Origin of the sequence: Chitinophaga sp. RCC_12 (assembly GCF_041360695.1) — a bacterium.
Taxonomy (GTDB): Bacteria; Bacteroidota; Bacteroidia; order Chitinophagales; family Chitinophagaceae; genus Chitinophaga.
Window position 1 is genome coordinate 392,513 of sequence record NZ_JBFUPS010000001.1, and the last position, 19,149, is coordinate 411,661.

General features: G+C 45.4%; 12 protein-coding genes. All 12 read right to left on the reverse strand.

Going from position 1 to position 19,149, the window contains the following annotated elements; genetic code table 11:
* Window positions 1-9 precede the first annotated feature (9 nt).
* Window positions 10-1,002, reverse strand: coding sequence for a FecR family protein (locus AB6805_RS01650; RefSeq protein WP_370907726.1), 993 nt, complete (start codon window positions 1,000-1,002; stop codon window positions 10-12).
* An 87-nt stretch (window positions 1,003-1,089) separates the two neighbouring features.
* Window positions 1,090-1,638 carry an RNA polymerase sigma factor gene (locus tag AB6805_RS01655; RefSeq protein WP_370907727.1) on the reverse strand — a complete coding sequence of 183 codons (549 nt, stop codon included), beginning with the start codon at window positions 1,636-1,638 and terminating at the stop codon, window positions 1,090-1,092.
* Window positions 1,639-1,805: 167 nt separating this feature from the next.
* Window positions 1,806-2,324, reverse strand: a complete 519-nt coding sequence (locus tag AB6805_RS01660; protein ID WP_370907728.1) for a hypothetical protein — start codon at window positions 2,322-2,324, stop codon at window positions 1,806-1,808.
* A gap of 478 nt (window positions 2,325-2,802) precedes the next feature.
* Window positions 2,803-3,294: a hypothetical protein gene (locus AB6805_RS01665; protein ID WP_370907729.1), complete on the reverse strand. Its 492-nt coding sequence runs from the start codon at window positions 3,292-3,294 to the stop codon at window positions 2,803-2,805.
* Window positions 3,295-3,420: 126 nt separating this feature from the next.
* Window positions 3,421-3,924: a DinB family protein gene (locus tag AB6805_RS01670; RefSeq protein ID WP_370907730.1), complete on the reverse strand. Its 504-nt coding sequence runs from the start codon at window positions 3,922-3,924 to the stop codon at window positions 3,421-3,423.
* A gap of 18 nt (window positions 3,925-3,942) precedes the next feature.
* Window positions 3,943-4,914 carry a peptidoglycan DD-metalloendopeptidase family protein gene (locus AB6805_RS01675; RefSeq protein ID WP_370907731.1) on the reverse strand — a complete coding sequence of 324 codons (972 nt, stop codon included), beginning with the start codon at window positions 4,912-4,914 and terminating at the stop codon, window positions 3,943-3,945.
* A 118-nt stretch (window positions 4,915-5,032) separates the two neighbouring features.
* On the reverse strand, window positions 5,033-9,106 hold the full coding sequence (locus AB6805_RS01680) for a DUF5977 domain-containing protein (RefSeq protein WP_370907732.1): 4,074 nt from the start codon (window positions 9,104-9,106) through the stop codon (window positions 5,033-5,035).
* A gap of 63 nt (window positions 9,107-9,169) precedes the next feature.
* Complete coding sequence (locus AB6805_RS01685) at window positions 9,170-9,736, reverse strand: hypothetical protein (RefSeq protein ID WP_370907733.1); 567 nt, start codon at window positions 9,734-9,736, stop codon at window positions 9,170-9,172.
* A gap of 11 nt (window positions 9,737-9,747) precedes the next feature.
* Window positions 9,748-14,163, reverse strand: a complete 4,416-nt coding sequence (locus AB6805_RS01690; RefSeq protein ID WP_370907734.1) for a DUF6443 domain-containing protein — start codon at window positions 14,161-14,163, stop codon at window positions 9,748-9,750.
* A 133-nt stretch (window positions 14,164-14,296) separates the two neighbouring features.
* A complete protein-coding gene (locus AB6805_RS01695; RefSeq protein ID WP_370907735.1) occupies window positions 14,297-15,748 on the reverse strand; it encodes a hypothetical protein in 1,452 nt (483 codons plus the stop codon).
* Window positions 15,749-16,289: 541 nt separating this feature from the next.
* Window positions 16,290-18,095 carry an OmpA family protein gene (locus AB6805_RS01700; RefSeq protein WP_370907736.1) on the reverse strand — a complete coding sequence of 602 codons (1,806 nt, stop codon included), beginning with the start codon at window positions 18,093-18,095 and terminating at the stop codon, window positions 16,290-16,292.
* Between the two features lie 18 nt (window positions 18,096-18,113).
* Window positions 18,114-19,115, reverse strand: coding sequence for a type IX secretion system membrane protein PorP/SprF (locus AB6805_RS01705; protein ID WP_370907737.1), 1,002 nt, complete (start codon window positions 19,113-19,115; stop codon window positions 18,114-18,116).
* Between the last annotated feature and the right edge of the window lie 34 nt (window positions 19,116-19,149).

Sequence of the window (19,149 nt, forward strand, 5' to 3'; positions counted from 1 at the left end):
ACCGGGTTATTAATACATTACGATTGTCTTGTCGGTAATAGAAAACTTGGTTTTATTAATGGAGCTCAGGAGTTTCATCACATCTTCAATACGGTCTGTTTTTTTGATGGTTGCCGAAAAATGAAGATGATTTAAATCCCGTTTGCCTGTTTTCAATACGTAGTTATAATTATTAAAAAGAATTGCCTGAAGGCTCTCAAAGTCAACATAATCAAGCACAATAATGCCTGTCCGCCAGGAGCTCACCGCTTTTCCATCGCTGGTGGATTTGATAGATTTATTCAACAGCAGTTTATATTGAATCTCTTCGTTAGGGGTTAAAAATCCAATCACTTCCTTGCCACGGTTCACGCCAACCTTACCGGTGGCTACTGATATTCTCACACATTTAGAGAAATTATAGGCGTCAATATTAAAAGAAGTGCCCAGCACCTGTGTGCTCAGGCCCTTGCTGTGCACAATAAACGGCCGGTTAGTTTCGTGCGCCACATCAAAGAAAGCTTCACCTTCCAGCAGGGTAACTTCTCTTGTTTTCTCTGAAAACTGCTTCGGGTAACTGAATTTCGTGGCTGCATTCAACCATATTTTAGTACCGTCCGACAGCTCCACCAGCTTCATTTTACCTTCGGCCACTTCAATCGTATTCGTGGCAGCCGAATCTATAACAGCAGCCAGTTGTTGTTTACCACCTGGTTTGCTAAGAAAGAAAGTGAGTCCTGCTGAAATCAAAACAAGTCCTACTGCCGCTGCTATTTTTATCCTATTGCCCATCCTTCTTACCGGTGTTCTTTGCGGCTGGGAATTTATTTTACCATGAATACCTTTTAAAATGGCGCGATGCGCTTCTTCCTCTTCCTTTTCAGTAGAAAATGCTGGTGAAGCAGGATCGCTGATATCATAAGATGAATACCATGCCTCTACCTGTTCGCTCTCCTCTGGCGATAGTGTACCATTCAAATACTGACCTAGCAGCTCCCTGATTTTTTTTTCGTTTAGATCCACAAGTTTGCCTTTATACTATCTACTTCTCTTTAAACAGGGTGAAGTACCATGAGGCAGGTGGGAGATAACAATTCCTTAATGTGCGGATCAGAGAATATTAGCATTTTCCAGCGACTCCCTCAATCTTTTGAGTGCCATAGAGATCTGGTTTTTAACAGTTTGGGAAGATATAGAGAGTTGTTTGGCAATTTCATCATTGGGGAGGTAATGTTTCCTGCTCAGCAGGAAAACCTGTTTCATTTTCACCGGTAAATTATCGATCTCATTATTTAAGAACGTTTCAAGTTCTTTGGCGAGCAGGGGATCATGGCTCTCCTTTATAAAATCAATTTCGCCGATATCGGTTAAGGATAAGTGTGCATTACTTTTGTTCTTATAAATGGCGTCTATCACCTTGTACTTGAGCGACTTGAACAGATATGGCCGGAGTGATAGGTTTTCGTCGAGGTTTTCTGCATTGTTCCAGATGGAAATAAAAATATCCTGGATAATGTCCTGCACATCATCTTTAGAAAGGAGTCTTTTATAGGCGGCATCATAAAGCTCTTTACAATAACGAGAATAGAGCTCATTAAATGCAGGGATATTTTGGTTTTTGAGCAGCGAGATTAGGGTCTTTTCCGAAAACGTTCTCACATTTTTCTGTGTTTAGAAGATGTATGCAAACATAGTACGGAGGGGTTATGTTGAAATGAAAGTAATATTAAAATAATGTTAACAATGACCATATTCCGGACACAGCGCGGGTTTTCATGAATCTGTCCACTTGGGTACAACGGTCTTTTCACCTGGATTACAGGCGCTTATAAATCGTTTGCTTTATTGAATTTTTCAAGGGCCTCCTGGAGCGCTGCTCTTTTTTCATTCCTTACTCCGGACATCGTCAGTTTTTCTTTTTGCAGCAATAATAGTTTGTCCTGCGCATTCTCTATCGGGTCTGCATTGACTTGGTGTATGGCTTGTTGGGCTGCAATTATCCTGCGGTCAAATACCTGCAAATCTTTAACGGACACGTAATAGTTTATGGCAGCTGTTTTTAATGCGGTACCTTCGCTGATCCCTTCTGCCGGTAATGCGGTTATCTCCCGGATGATACTGTCAAATGCCTGCTCCTGTTTGTCTACCGCACGCAGGGCTCCACTGAAATCGTTATTTACCAGGCATATCAACTTCTCTTCCTCGGGGCCTTTTTTGCCTACCAAAATCTGGAATGCAGTCCTCTCCTTTTGAGTAATTGCTTCTCTGAATTCCGTTGCCTTCTTCGATTTACAGGAAACCAGGCTTATCATCAAAAAAATAATAATAAAAATATGCCGCTTCATGTTTAATTTCTTTTAGTTTTGATTAACCTGTTACCTGTTATAAATATAAAAAAGTTATCCAACACCCGAAAAATTGCAAAGGATCAGTTACGCCAGGAAGTACAACACAAAAATATTCACAGAAGGGAACAGAAAAAAACAAATATGCCGCTTTTGCCGCTTTTTGCCGGATTATGCCGGAATCGGGCGACCCGGAAACGGCCATAGTGTATGGGGAATGTATGACAAGTGTATCATGAGAGTATTATTAGAGTATGGGAACAGTATAAGAACAGTATGGGGACTATAGGGGGAGTACAGGCGGACTATATGGGGAGTATATGGGGACTATAACATATACACGACTCCTAAGTATCTGAGAAGTATCGGAGAAGTATCGGAGAAGTATCGGAGAAGTAACCCCCTGGTTTGTCACAAAAAAAAGGAACGCCCATGTAAGGCGTTCCCTGGATTTATTGACGTCAACCGCAATGAAAAATTATTTTGCTACGTAAGTATATTCTTTGTTATAAGATTGACTGGCAGCAGTCGCCACATTTTGTACATTCGTTTCCACCTGACCATCTACTTCGGCCTTATAACTGATCGTTACCGCGCCGGGAGCCTGGGCGTTATTCACGACACCTACACTTAACCCACTAAAATTATACGGCTTAACGGTTTCAACTACATATGTTTTTACGCCTCCCACAAAATTATCAATATCGAGTATCATCACATTTTCATTTCCCTGGGTAACCCCGTTTATTTTCCAAACAGGCGACCCATACTGGCTGGCATCATGATTCCCTGCGGATACGCGAACATCCACCTGATCCTGATTATCAGCGCCTGCTACAGTAATGGTAAATTTAAAGGTTGCTTTTTTATTATCAGGTGCAGGATCGTCTTTACCGCCGCAGCCTGTAAATGCCAGACCTGCCACCATTACCAGGCACAAACTAAAAAAAATCCGTGTTGTCCTTTTCATCTCTTTGCGTGTATTGGGTTAATTAATACCGCAAAGTTATGCTGGTTGAATACCCCCGGCAATACCTGGAAACAAGTATTTTATCATCCTGATTGCCAGGTATGTTAATTTATAATGGCTGCTGCTTTAAAGTGCTAAATTTGCTTTTGTTGCGGATACCCAATCCGGTGCATCTTTTACCTCTTGCCGCAATAACAGGTTCAGTTGCGCGGTATGGTGCTGCACATGACGCATATTGTAAATTAGTATTTCCAATATACTATAATCCTTGTACTCACTAACAAACCGCTTCGTTAAAATCTCTTCAGCAGTTAACCTTGTCAGCAGATTCCGTAACTTCTCACGCCCAAACCGGAGGTATGTCAGCAATTCCGTTTTATCGTATACCCGTTCGGGCATCCCTGTGCCAAATTCAGATAACGTAAATGGCGCCGGTGGTAAAAAGTCCTTTTCCATCGGTGTTTCATCAGACAAATAAAAATCCAGGAAAAACAAAGTATGATACCCTATATACCAGAATTTAGCAGGGGTATCCCATAGTTCATCCGGGCAAAAAGTTAACGCATTTTCGAGCATATCAATAGATGCGCCGAACTGATGCCACAATGTTATTTTTAATGAAGAATCCATAAGAATTATTTTTATAGATTACCTGGTTTCGCTTATCTTATCACCCTTAATGGGTGAATAATCTGTTTTTACAACGCCGTTTACGTCGAGCTTTTCAAAATAGCATTTTACACCGGTTGCCTGGTTGGTGTTCTCCACATTCTGAAGGTGAAAATGCAAATGAGGTTCAGAGGAATTTCCTGAGTTACCGCATAGTCCAATTAACTGCCCTTGTTTTATTACATCGCCTTGTTTTACCTTTATTGAATGCTGCTTAAAGTGTGCAAAGAAAACATACTCTTTGTTTTTGGTTTTCAGCAAAACAGTATTGCCCGAAACAAACATGGGGTTTAACTCTCCCGGCACATTATCTTTAACGCCGTCTACCACTAAAACCACCTCCCCATCACATGGCGCAATGAGGGGTTGTCCAAATGCATAGTAGTCCTCATTTGTTTTCCCATTGGTTTTAAAACTCTTCCCTTCCGGGTTATTAATTACGATATCAAATGCATTCTTCTGGAATTTAACCGCTACGTGATAGTTTAATTCTTTTGTATCCCCGCCCCAGAACACCGTCCATTCTCCTTTAAAAGGCAGGTGCATGGCGGTGATATTCCGCGGCAATACCGGTAATGTATCCGGCACATATGGCTTCGCATATAACCCGTTAATAGCGCTATCCTTGTCGGCTGAAATGTTAAGAAGAATGACTCCTTTATCAAACGCTGTTTTGTATACTGCAAATGAAGACTGGTATTCCAAAAATGTGCGCTTTATGATATTCCCGTAGTTGCTTTTCAAATTGGTGAGAAATGCCTTTGTCTTATCTAACGGCAAAGCGGTTTTTGTTTGTTCAGAAAATGTAGCAAAAATGCTATCAAACTGACCGTTGTTGTAATACTTTTCAAACTTTGCCGATATATACCTGCTTCCCGGGCTTTCTGTTTGGGAAAAGGCGGCGCTTAAAGTTAAAGACAGCAGTATTGTAAGAAGGGATTGTAGTTTCATTTTTCAGCGTTTGCATTATTAGTTGCTGAAAGTATTCAAAATATTACACATTGGCGTAAATAATAAAAGGGGGGCAACCACGGATACCCTGGCTGCCCCCCTTTTATTATTTACGTGATTATGGAAAAGTAAAGCTGACGTTTGCCGAGCTTATCCCGGAGGGAAAGTTGGTTCCTCCTGCGGTGATAGAGAATATCCATGTTTTACCCTTTGCGATGTCGCCTGTAAAGCTGGTAGAGCCCAGGGGAACAACAAATGGCCTATCGTTGTATGGCCTTCCGGTAACGGGATCTTTAGCAAAAAGATTGATAAAGAAGTTCATACCGGGAGGGCAGGTAAAGTTGACGGTAAACGTAGTTCCAGGCCCGTTTACAATACTTGTAATGGCCAGTCCAACATCGCAGGTTCCATTGGTATTGGCATTTGACTGCCCCTGCAAATCGATTTCCGCCTGAGCCAGGGCATTTGCTTCTTCAGGGGATCCTGCTGTATATTTTCCTGCCGGAACAGTATAGGGCACCAGCGACCCTTCACCGGTGGTACACTGTTTATAAAAGTTTTGCGTAATGGCTACATTGGGATAGGTGGTAGAATTATCCTGACCTAAAGTAGCGGAATAGGCGTAGTTGAAGGTTTTCATCACATAACCATCCTGGTCGCGGATCACGGATAACCGGTTATACGCGTCGTAGCTATAAAAGGAAGTATTACCGGAGGGCGTAATAATGCTGCTGATTCCTACCAATGGCAAATAAGTGTAGGTAGTCATTTCTCCGTCCTGCGGATAGATGCGGATATCATCCACTACACCCGATAAAGACTGCCCGGTATATGGTTGATCTATATGTTCCCAGACAGTTCCATTCTGTTTGAAATAAGAAAGGCGGTAAGTTCTGCCTGCTGTGGTGGCTGAAAACTGGCTGGCAAGCATAATGGATCCGTTGTAACCGCCTTTTCCCGTGTGTGCCGTGCTGGTATTGGAGACAAGCGGGCCGTTCCCCTCAAAATCTTCATAATAAAACTGCGAAGGAACTGCATTTTTACATTCTGCTACCGGGTACATCTTATTGTAGCCCCATTTATAGCCTATGCTGATATTGTTATTTGATTTGGAATAATTGAGGTTTCCTTTTGCATCATAGTCCAGTTGTCCGGCGGATTTATATTCGGCCGGCAATGTACCGGAAGGCGCAATAAAGGCCACCGTTGCCGGGGTTAATGTTTCCGCAGCAAATACCTCATTGGGGGTTACAATATTATCATGCAGCGCAAATGTTTTATAGGTTCCTTCCACCAGTTTACCATTTACCTGGGTCACCGCTTCAACGGGCATACTGATCATATTGCGGGTTTTTAACTCCCCTATCCAACCGGTAGTCGCCGTAAAATCGCCGGGATACCGGTAGTGTTTAACAACCGGTGTTCCATCGCTGCGTGTCAGTTGTTCCGATTGAAGAAAAGCGCGGTCGTTATACTCAAAAGTTTTGCTGGTAGTGATACCGGGCGTATTCACATTATCGTACATCGTTTCCGTACTGGTGGCAGTGAGCAGCTTGCCTGTCTGAATAGGATAAAAGGACAAGTGCAGGTACATGTCAAAGTTTGCCGTATTAACCGTTTGTGAATTCATTTGCTTACGTTGTTTGAAAGCCCAAAAGGTTTGGGTCTTTTTTACCACTGCCGTGTTGGATACTGATTTCACTAACCTGTTAGCATTATCATAGAAGTTCACTGTTTTCAGGAACCCATTTTCCAGGCTGGGGATAGGAGGAGTGCCGGGAATAAGATCAAGGTTCGACAAATGCGGATATTTATCCGGGATCACGTTGTATAGATATTCTGTTCTGCCCAATGCTTCTCCTGTAAAATTCTCTTTTACTTTACCATAACCAACAGGACTTCCATTTGCAGAAAATGAGTAAGGTTGACGTGGGCTGGCATAAAGTGTGTGCGTGATATATTCATCTATTACCGGAACTTCCGTGCCCGGCAGCAAATCCGTCTGTTGGTTTTTCAGGCCACTGTAATAAGTAGGAAAATGCATCATCATGCCCTGTTCGTAAGTATACAATTTCTTCGATGTAATTTTGCTTACGGGATCAAATCTGCTGCTGGAAGTTAAACGCAGTCCGCCTCCTATTCCATAGGGAGCCACATTTGTAGTAACAGGAATTTTAAGGGAGATATAAGCCATTTTCTGACCCGGCGCCCCTACCTTATTGTCGGGGTAGTTAGCCGTTAATTTATATCTGCCGGCTGTAAAGTATTGATTGGTTAATACAAAATTGCCGCTTTGATTTCTCACAATATCTTTGGAAAAATCATATTCCCATTCCGTGGGGCTCACCGCGCCGGTGGCCGGGTCCACCCTTTCTATCGTCACCCACATCGCATTTTGCATATTAAGGGGGCTGCAGGGCGGGAATATGCAGGAACAGTCCCAACCTGTGCCTGTTGGATTTGCGTCTGCAGGCTGATTACAGAACAGGTTCACGGTTATATCCACATAACAGTTCGCTGCTATGTCCACCGTGGTGGCAGTAACGCCTGTTGTGGTATTTAATGCGCCCACGTTGTTATAGTTAACAATGATATCTGCTGGTGCATTGTTAAATTCATGAAGGCCGTATTCAAACTCCGCCAACCCTTTGGTAGGATACATGATTTTCTTCAGCATCCCTTCCTGTGCCTGTGGAAATTTTGCGTCGCGGTTAGCGCCTATCCAGCTCCTTAGCACCTGCGGAATGGCAGCCAGGAAATTATATCGCTTAAAATCCGGTACCAGTGTGGTATTTGAAGCTGCCCCGTTATAATATCCCCAATAATCCTGTTCAAAGGAACTTTTGTAGGGTAATGTAAATCCGTCGGCGCCTTCGTAATAATAACATTTATATACTTCTCCCTTTACCGTTACACCTTTCAGCTTTAATCTTTTCCGGCGGTAAGACTCATCATAGGGCAATTTTATTCCCGGCCGTGTGCTCGGGGTAGTATACGATTCGTTCCCCTGCCGGGCGGTGAAATAATCATAGTCAAACCCCGCTGTCATCACAGCGCTACCGGCTTTATTAAAAACAGTGATCCCATTCAGCTTTACGCCAAACAAATCTTTCCGGCTGTCTGGTATAAACTGCACAGCGCCATTTTCAAAAAGGACACTATCCAGGAAAAGCGTTCTGATGGTAGAGGTGCTGAAAGTGCTGTTCAGGCCGCCATTGGTGGGCATGCCCATTGGCCCCCGCATGGAAACAGCCTGGTATTGGATATACTCTTCAGAGAGGTCGGGCATTTGAGTTACATAGTCCACGTTGGTGAATGCACTGGAAATACCGGTATAATCCGTGCTATGGCCGGCGCCCGTTGCAGGATAAACGTACTCGCGGAACGTTTTATATTTCAGCGTAAGAATACGATTAGCCGGACTGGTGATTTTTGTGAGATAGTAAGCCGTTTTAGTAGGCCCGGCCGCCGTCATCGACATTTCTATCGCCATAAATTCGTACCGGAAACCCTCCGGATCGGTGGCGATAATTCCACCGCCTGATTTTTCAAACCGGATATTGTTGCCACTGACATCCACCACTTCAGCAGTAGAAAACCCGGTGAATTTACCTGTATATTTCCCGAAATTGTAAACATACAGATCCGGCTCACCATCAATATCTCCGGGGCAAAAGAAAGGGCAAAGCTCCGGCTTCGTATAAGCCTGACCATTCGCTTTATATAGCAGGTTAAATTCCAACATAAAATTCCGTGCCTGGGCGCCGGCCTGATAGGTGTTTCCCAATGCGTCCGGATAGTATTGCTTAAACGTTTTATTGGACACCAGGTCATCATCCGCTCCTTTTATCTGCCTGGAAATAACTCCACCCACATTTAACGTCCACCCCAGGCCTACCCAGCTGGCCTCTTCAGACACCCTGATGCCGCCTCCGTTGTAGCTCAAACTGATAGGGAACTCCAGGTCTCCCGTACGGATAGTATAAATGGGAATAGATACTTCCGGCCTCCCATTGAAATAGGTAACGGGAAACTCTGCTGCCTTAGTCAGCGACGCCACATCCGGAGAAGTAATCGGAATTTTCCGCATTTCATCAAAGGCCGTATTCTGTGAGGATACGATGTGCGGATAGAGTATCCCGCATACAATAAGGGCATAGCAGGATCTGATTAGTTTAAGACAGCCAGGCATAAGGAAAATTCTTTTATAGATACTCAGGATTATTATTTAACACTGAAAATGATTAGCGGTATGTTATTCAGACTCAAAACCGAAAGCATACTTAACCAATACGCCCTTATTCAGAATACATTTAATGTAATACTGGTATTGATTGTATCGCTTTACAAACCCTGATTTCTGATTCAGAACATATACGAGGCGCTCAGTATTACCAGTTATATCGGTTTTATAATTATTGCCTAATATTTTCACAATCTCTTCCCTCGTTATACCCAGGCGTATTTTGCGGGAAGTAACAAAACACTGGTCGCTAGTCACTACAGCCAGTTTCGGCGCTTTGTAAGCACCGTCGATATATGATATTTCAAATTCATCTACCGCGTTTTTACTTCCCCCGTAGTGAAAAAACAAACGGAGTACCTCTGTTTTAGATTTATTTATCAGCTCAATCCTGGGTAAAGAGCGTCCTTGTTCAAACTGTTTATTCCAAATACTCTTCCCTAACACACGTTCGGTGGTGCTGTAATCGTTCAGGTATATACCGTTAACAGCGGTATCAGGTGCAAAGCGTACTGGTTGTTGGCCGTTGCTACGCTGTATTGATAAAACCAGGATGGCTATTATAAGTATGTTTTTCATCTTTCTGAATTTTATTCCCCGTTGTCTCTCCCCCTTCGACCACGGCCATTGTTATTGGGATTATTCAGGATATTTATATTCACCCTGATATTATCGTGAGTCCGAAGATACTGGTTCATGGTACTTTTAAACTGAAGCAACCTGTCGGCATTTTCCTGTAACCCTATGCATCCCTGTGTTCCAACCACCTTTCCTCCATCAGGATGAATCCTTAATAAGGTTCTGTTAGTAGTGAATTGCGGATTTAAATTCAGACTAAAGCCAACGCCATCTCTTGTCATCCCTGGATTTGGGTTGCCACTCCTGGGACCTCTGTTTTGCAAATTATCTGCCGTATACGCTCCGTTTTCGGGAGATCCGTTACCCCAGGGGCCTCCAATGGCCTGATAGCTTGCTAAGGTGAGATGTCCTCCGTCATCAAACATCTGATTAACATTTAAGTTGCCATTTCCTTCCGCCGGGTTAGTAGCATTCGCCTGGCCGGCAAACTCCAGTCTAGTTTCTCCAGTGGTGAATGAAATAAGGTTCGTCCCTATTTTTGAATCGAAAGTAGAAAGCACATTATTAAATGCTGAAACAAACTGATTTGCATTCTCCTGTTTGGAAAGATCATATCCGCCAGCTAAAGCCGCGCCCTGTGCTGCAATATACGCCAGCGCATCCACTCTTACATTCTGCATGGCGCCGGCATTATTTACCGTACCAAGAACAGCGCCATTGGATATATTATAGTAAACGGTTGTATCGCCCAGGAAGTCGGTATTAAAGACAGGACCATTTTTCATAGCAACATACGGGCTTTCACCTTCAATTGCTTTAGGATCTATCTGCCTCCATCTTCCCAATTGAGGATCGTAATTTCTATAAAATGCATCATACTGATTCAGGTCAAAATCATTGGTATGCTCTATCCCGTTAAACTTCAGTTTATTTGCCGGATAAGCCGTCCCTTTTATTGCATTAGCGCTTATCCCTGCCATTGTCAACCCAAACGGATAATAATGTGTTTCTTCTATCAGTGGCCCCTGGATATGGTTCACTGCCAGGTTATCAAAGAACGCGGCAATATTGCTTTCGTTGCTGGTATAAATATAAACATATCCGCTCTGCAATACCGGAATGGCATTCCCGTTCGCGTCGAGCCTTGTATAGGTTTTATAGGCATCGGCGGCGCCCAGCGGTTCAGCACCGCTGCCATTGGTGCTGGTATAGGCAAACTGTTCATTGAGGAAAATCCAGTTCAGGTATGCTTTGGGCTTTGTGGTTTGCGCCGGGTTGCTATTACTCATAAATCCTGTGACCGCCGGGTTGAAAAAGCTGCCGTTGGTACCTGTTTGTGGTAAAGTTATTTTACCGGCTCCTGGTCCGCTTGTAATGGTGGTTGCGAGGATAGATAAAATATCTGCCAGCGGACTTTGCTGTGTTGCACCGGTGGCAGATCCCCGCCACCACATATCACAACGGAGTTCAATTTTATCGCCGGCCATTACTTTCAGTAATATTCCGGGACCAACTTTCCGGTCGCCGGCCACACTGCTTAGCTTGGTCCAGTAGTTATTCGGATTCGTGGTGCCGTTGGCAGGAGGATTTGAAGTGTTTGATTTCAATTCACGCACGGAAGGCGTTACGGTATAATCCGTGTTGGAATAATAGGGTATATAGTTATTGGGATCCGCCAGGTTATTCTTGTCGGTTACGTTTTCCATGCCTGCTATCGGATAATTAATCCGTTTCACTTCTTCCGTAAGTACCATCCGCACATTTCCCAGATGATCTTTCAGAAAATAATCAAATGCCAGGGTGGTTCCACCTGTGGGAATAGTATTACGGATGCGGCCTTCTTCATGACCCATGGATTGCAGCACCAGCGGGCCTGTTCCTTTCTGCTCATATACTGCTCCATTTATATAGTAGGTATTGGTAATGGTGCTGCCTTCTGTCACACTTTTCTTCCATTTATTTCCGGAGGCGTCGTAGGTATAAGTGATGGTTCCTTTTCCTGCTACCGGTATTGCAGCCGGGAGATTGAGATGATTGTAAGAGATGGCGCTGGTAATCCCTTTATTTTTATCGATGGTAAGATTACCGTTGCCGTCGTACGCATAGTCGGTGGTAGTTTTCGTAGATGCGTTGTACTTAAAATCACCCAGCGTACTGGTATTATCGTTAAATACGTCTGTAACTGCCTGTATACGGTTTGTATTGGGAAGATAGGTATAAGACAGGTCGTCGAGCTGACTGCTGGCATTTAATTTTAGTCCCCATTGTTGCATGCGGAGAATGTTACCGTTGGCGTCGTAGGCGGTAGCCGGGTCTGCACCGGTGCTTCCCATTTTAACGGTATAATTGACCAGGCTGTTGTTCCAGGTGCCATCGCTGTTTCGCTGCTCAAAGCCGGCCGACAGCAGGCGGCTGAGGGGATCGTAGCTGAAATCATATTTCCGGGGAATGCCATCTCCGGCAGTACGCCAAATAGTTCCACTGATGTTACCATTTAATTGTTGGCCCAGGTAATTCCTGGCGGATGCGTTTGTAAGCTTATCGTATCCCAGGTCAAAGCCAAACCAGTTACCTGATCCCGGTGTTGATGGTGTGGCCGGGTTGGTAAATTCCCTGTTTACGCCCAATAGCCACCCCCTGATGTTATACGTTGACTGCTGCGTTTCCAGTGGTGTGGATGCACCTGGCTGTATGCCTATCTTTTTACTTTTTATCTGCCCCAGCGCATCGTAGGCCATTTCCGAAATAGTTTTGTAGGCTGTCATGGCCCCGCTATTCACGGTGGTATTGCTGATAGCCTTCTCCACTTTTACAAGCCTGCTCAGATCGTCGTAGGTGAGTTTAGTTAACACAATGGTGGTTTGCGCACCGGCGCCGGCGATTATCTGCCGTTGTACAGTGATCAGCGGCTGATTGTTAAATATATATTGGGTAGTCGCTATATCAAGGCCGCCGGTCACATTCTTACTTTGCACCTGTATGGTTCTTCCATCGTTATCATAGTAGGTAGCCGTATAAAGCCAGGTAGCGGTTCCAAGTACCTTTACCCTTCCCCCGGTAATCATTCCCTGTGTGGCGGTTGTTGAAGTTACGGCCTGTGGATAGGGCCAGGCGGTATTGCTGGCTGCAGAAAAATAACTGTTATCTCCTGTAAAGAAACCTGTATTCAATCCATGCCCGGCATAAGCGGTGGCGGTCAGAAAATCGTAGTTGTCGTAAAAGGTGCTGCTTAGCTCTTCGAGGCCGGAGGTTCCTGCCGCGGGATAATTAGCAGCGGTTCCACCCGGGATGAGCGCGGCTGCGGTAATGTGAGCTGCAAAAGTAGTAGCGGTGGTCCAGATACCGCTGGCAACCGGTCTGTTGCGGCTGTCGTACTGGAAATATTCCCATTTCCCGCTTCCCAGGATGGCATCCTGCCGGAGCACCAACCTATCGCGACTGTCATATACCAGGTATTGCGCGCCTGCGCCGGGCATCTTTTTTATTATCTGTCGCCTCTTTGCATCGTATTCATACCGGAAGCACTGTTCTGCCAATATGGTAACATCCGTCAGTAACCAGTTGGGAGAGATCTGTTCTACCCCCTTGGGTTGTATAACGCAGCGCAGCATTTTAAAATCATCATAGATGTAATAGGTGTTCAGCCAACCGGCATGACCACTTCCCGTTCCCGCATCGGATGCCGTAAGCTGCACTTTTTTCAGCACTACTTTACCTTCTTTGTCTTTGAATTCAATAACCTGCTTGCCATGTTCATTTATCCGGATCGTTTTGAATAGGCTTCCCGGAGGATATGTAGTTGAAGTGGCGTATGTGCTCAGTCCTCCCACCGGCGCTATTGTTACGGTCCAGTATCTGACAGCATCGGTCACTGTATTTACCAGGTACCTGGTGGTTATGTTTTTCTTTGTGGTAGATTCTGTACCAACCCAGTTATTCCCTGGCGCATACACCTCCGTAGTGTGGCTCAGGGGAGATGCTTCAAAATTCGTTTTACCATAAAAATAGGTTTCTCCCGGGTACATTGCCTGGGAAAAGATGGCCTGCTGTTCAAATGGATTTTTTTTGAAGTTTCCATCGGAAACAGAAGTATTGCCGTTCGTATTATTGGCAGCAAAAGGCAAAAAGGAATATACTTCTCTTCCATACACGTCATATGTTCTGGCGGTCACCAGGTCTACGGCGGCGGTGGAAGACAGCGGACTGGCAGGGTCCGTGATGAGAGACGCTTTCTTCTGCACCAATTCAAATGGCCGGCCAAGGCCGTCGATATACTGCGTTGCGACTTTGGCATCTCTCAGCGGAAGCGTATTCAGAATAGTGGGATTCGTTTGGGGAGAAGTTGCCGTGACAGTATAAATAGTATTCCCATCCTGTACGGTATAGGGGGCGGGTGCTTGTGCCAGCGCTTCTTTTGTAGGGATCATTATTAATAATCCCGTCAGAAGGCCGAGGCATGTTTTGAATACGTTCATCAATACAACTTTTATTAATTTCAAATCGGTATGGGCGATATAGCTCCAGGGATGTGTTCCTGCTTTTTGATCTTTATGATTCCTGTCAGAAGTTGTATCCCCACCGGAATACAACTGCGCGATTTCCGGCAGGCTGTAGAAAATCCCACAGCAGCTGCAGTTTCGCCGTCTTCTTCTGGTATTGGATCTTTTTAGCTACTCCTATCAAACCTGATGTTTGCCAGGTGAGACTTCTCAGTTCCGCTATGTTCTCAAAACGTGACCAATGGTTTTGTTCAATACCACCGCTGATCCAGAGATTACCCAACAATGCGGTCTTTCCTTTGCCGGGCGCCGCAAGCTTCCAGTCCAGGTAGCTGCGCAAGCCGATCCCATCATGAGTGAAGTTTATTTTGTTCCATGCTTCGCCCATACTAAATTTATAGGCCACGCCAATACCTGTAACCAGACGGTCGTTCAACCGGTACCCCAGTGAAACAGCCAGGTCATTGCTGGCCGGAAACTGATAAGCACTCCGCTTGCCGGTTTGCAGATCAAATCCATATTCCAGTCTTTTGAGAAAGGGTTTTATACGCTGATCATTTTTTTTAAAGGCAGGCATTGCAGATGCTTCATCACCGGACATTCCTGCTGACCTCAGTGAGGTTATTTTATTCCGGATATCTGTGAAGCCTGTGCCTTGCGCCACTGCCTGACTGGCCAGCTGCTGTTCCAGGTTTCCGGCCGCGGGGCCAAGCCGCTGTTGTAATAATGTTTGCACAGTAGCGCGGGTTTGCATCCCGTTTACAGCTACTGCCGCTATATCCGGGCCCCCGTTGGACTGCATACCAAACAAGGATGACAACTGACTGTTTTCCCGTAAAAATTGCTGGAATACCGGAACTTTACCAAGTGTCTTCAAGGCCGTAGCTTCCCAGTCTGCGGGGGTATTCAGTTCCTCTTTCCATTGATCGAGGCGGCGCTTATAATAGAAAAGCTCCTTTGAGTACTTCGCCGCGGCGCCTTTGATGCCCTTTAACTGCGGGAATTTCTCCCGTAAACTATTTAACATCGTAGCCCTTTCTGCCAGGAAACTTTTTACACTTTCTCCCCTTAGCCAGTCGCCTTTTAGCCCGTCTATACTTTTTAAGGCTTTATTTAAATGATCTTTCCCTTCCGCTGTGGCACCTAAAAAGTTTACCAGGCAATGAAGAGAATCCAGACGCGGAATATATGGGCTCTGCCCTTCTTCTTTTGTACCATTCAATTTCCCCAGCAGGGTTGCATAGGCGTCCTTTGTTTGTTGCAGGTAGGTCATAGCTGCGATGGTATCCACTTCTTTTAACCGCCGGCCGGCTTTGCCTTCCATTAGCTGCAGTTTTGCGATCAGCTTCAGTTGCCGGCGCTTTAGCCTGTCAGACATGTCCCCTTGCCCTTCTATAGTTTTAGCTATGCGATGGTGAGTTTTCTGCGGGAGTGCAGCAGCAGTGTCCATCCTTTGGCCATAGGCAGGGAGCCCCCATAATAAAATCAATAACCATTTTATCCGTATCATCATAACGGGAGTGGGTAAAGGGTAAAATATGGTTTAATCGTTGTGGGACGACTAAACTTTTTATATAGGGCAAACGACATCTACAATAACCATACAATCAAGTACCAGTAAATATTGTAATCATTATAAGTGTTTAACTGACGATTAAAAAAATTCCGATATTTTTTCCAATCTAAATTCCAAACTTCAAAAAAAACGAATTGAAAACTGCAGAAGGCTTCAGACAAAGGTTCAGGACACGTTTGTTATGATCGGGGAATATCAGGGATAACACTTGCTACGGTACAAATTCCCTCATAACACAACAAATGAAAGATTAATTTTTCATATTTACAACACCTTGCCCAAGGATTTCCTGCAATAGTTATCAAGATGCTGCAGATCAGGGAAAATCTGTTTATACGCAAGGGTAGTGCTATCCGGAACTTTATTGCCTGAAAGGACCCCGGTACCTGCCTGCCGACAAAATACCATACAAAAAAGCCTTCAAACCGAGATGATTTGAAGGCTTTAAAATATTTACTATTATAAGTTCAGCGAAGTGCTACCATTTGATCCGCAGCTCGGAACGCCTGTTCTGCTTATAGTCTTCTTCCTTACATGGCACGCCATCCTTACAGCCGTTCACAGGATTGTTCTCCCCGTTATTGGTGTAGTAGAGGCGTTTGGAATCGATCCCTTTATTAACGAGGTAATCTATTACCGCATAACAACGTAACGCCGACAAATCAGTGTTATATTGGTCAGAGCCGCGGTTATCAGCAAAAGACGCAATGACGATCTTCCAGTCGGGGTGACGTTTCAGTACCGCCGCCACCTGGTCCAGGATCCTGCGGGATTCGCTGAGCAGTGATGCGCTGTTATAATCATAGAAGAACTTCAGTTCTTCCAGCTTCTTTCTATCCTCTTCTTCTTCCGGCGTATGTCCTTTCTTTCCTCCACCAGGCTGATCGCCTGTTACAGGAGGGGCCGTATGATCTGTTATCACCGGCGGGTTTTCCCTTTGGTTGATCCGGGTAAAGTATTCGGCGTCTGAGAAATAATAGATATCATCTTTACCCATGCTGCCTGGTTTGTTGGACGCCAGGTAACCTTCATAGCCGTTACGTTTCAAAATCAGCCCTAAATCGTCGCCGCCGGAGTTGAAAGGTACTTTCATGTTCTCCGGTATTTCCCAACTGGATTTGCCGCCTTTTACACGGTAAATGTCATAACCACCCATTCCTGCATATCCCCTGCTGGAGAAATAAAGAATACCGTCTTCGTTAACGGTGGGGAAGGTTTCTGCTGCCACGGTATTTACCTGGCTGCCACAGTTGACCGGCGCGCCCCAGGAACCGTCCGCCTGTTTTTCGGCGTACCAGATATCTGTTTGTCCTTGTCCGCCGGGGCGGTCAGATACGAAATACAATATATCGCCGCCGCTGCTTAATACCGCGTGACTGGAAGAATATCCTGTTACATTGATGCCGGGCATCAGTACCGGTGCTTCCCATTTGCCATTCTTTTTTACAGATTGATAGATCTGCAGCTGGCGGACACCATTTACCAGTCCTTTACCAGTAACGGGAACCCCTTTGCCCTGTATGTTGATGGTGGCATAGAGCGTGTCTTCTGTGGTGTTCAAACATACCGGGCCAATATGATAATCGTATTTGGCCAGCAGTGCAGGCGCCAGTTCTTCCAGGAACATATCGTGGTTGCCGCCGGCATATTGCTGGTAAACGTATGCTTTATAATAAGGTTGTTCCGTGCGTTTATCGATCGGAGGTTTTGCCTGCGCCCCGTTATTAAGCGCCATAGAGCGGTACCCGTTTGACATCAGCAGCAAACCTTTCTGTACCACGCCGGTTACCAGGTCGGAGCCTTGTGTGTTCAGCTCTTTCACCGGCTTTAACTGTATAGGTGCTGCCTGTTTAAGCCATACAACGGCGCTGTCGCAACCCTGCAGTGCTATCTCTTTTAGCTTAAGACTGTCGGCATTGGAGGTGGTGAACAACGCATACTGCTGCTTTGCGGCATCATATTGCTCCAGTTGCCGGAGCGCTTCGCCATATGCAAAATAGGCAGACGAAGGCCGGTCGGCACGCTCCGTGATTTCCTTGTATACATCCGAAGCTTCCTTAAAGTAGCCGATCTCCTGGTAGCTATGGGCCATCTTCATCAGCTGATCTACCGGCATCTTACTTCCCTTGCTGCGGGCAATCCTGTTATAAAGCGCTCCTGCCTCTGCATACTCCTGCCGTGCATAGGCTGCTTCAGCCATTTGCGACATGCTTTTCTGCTCCTGGCTGTACAGGTTGAAGGCAATAAGAAACAGCGGGATGGTAATTATAGTGCGACGTATCATACGGGTAGTAAACTATGGTTAAAAATACCTGGGATTCTTTACAGTGAAATTTTTCGAAGGAATTAAGAAGCCTAGTGATATTTCATGCGATCCTCCCTGGTAACCTGCCATTTTATTAATACTCAGGTCGTAGGAGTACCCGATGCGCAGCGTTTCTGTAGCGTAGAATTCCACCATCACGCTGGCTGCGTCCAGCTCACTCAGGTCCTTCTGCAGGTTGGTTTTGTTCCACACGCCTACACCGGTGCGATAAGAGACGCCCGTCCACAGCTTTTCACCAATCAGCAGGAAAGCGTTAATGTCTACGTTGGTAGGTCCTTTAAAATCTTCCTTGATCAGGATCGAAGGCTTCAGCTGGAGGTTGTCGCCCAGCGGAAACATAGCACCCGTGGTAACATACAGGTGCTGTGTTTTGCGGATCGTAGAATAGTTGTTTCCTTTCCAGCTATAGCGGGTTGCATCGGTATAGAGCGAAAACAGGTCCATGATGGAGGCGCCTGCATAAAAGCGCGGCGTGTAATAATAAACCCCGAAGCGGGCGTCCGGTACCCATACACTTTTCTTTCCCAACGGAAGGGCCGCATCATCGTTATCGATGTATTGCAGGGCCGAACCGTCGATAGAGTACTGGGTAACGCCTCCCCCGAGTCCGAAACAAAGCCGGCGCGTATCCTCATCATCCAGCGGAATCCGGTAGGAGTAAGAACCGTAAAGCGACAAGGCATCCTGCGGGCCGAGTTTATCAAACAACATCTGCAGTCCCAGCCCCACCTTGTTATCACTGGCCGGCGTCACCCCGTCTATCGACACGCCGCCCGTACGGGGAGCGCCGGGGAAACCGGCCCACTGATGGCGGTATACGGCGTTCACATACAGGTCTTCTTTATAGCCTGCATAGGCAGGGTTAACGCTTAACCCGTTGAACACGTATTGGCTGAACTGTATGTTCTGTTGCGCTGCTCCACGCATTCCTATCGCCAGCAGCATCACCATTATTCCTGCTCTGAGTACTGTTTGCATCTTTTACTTTTTTTGTAGCAGATAATATTTTTGT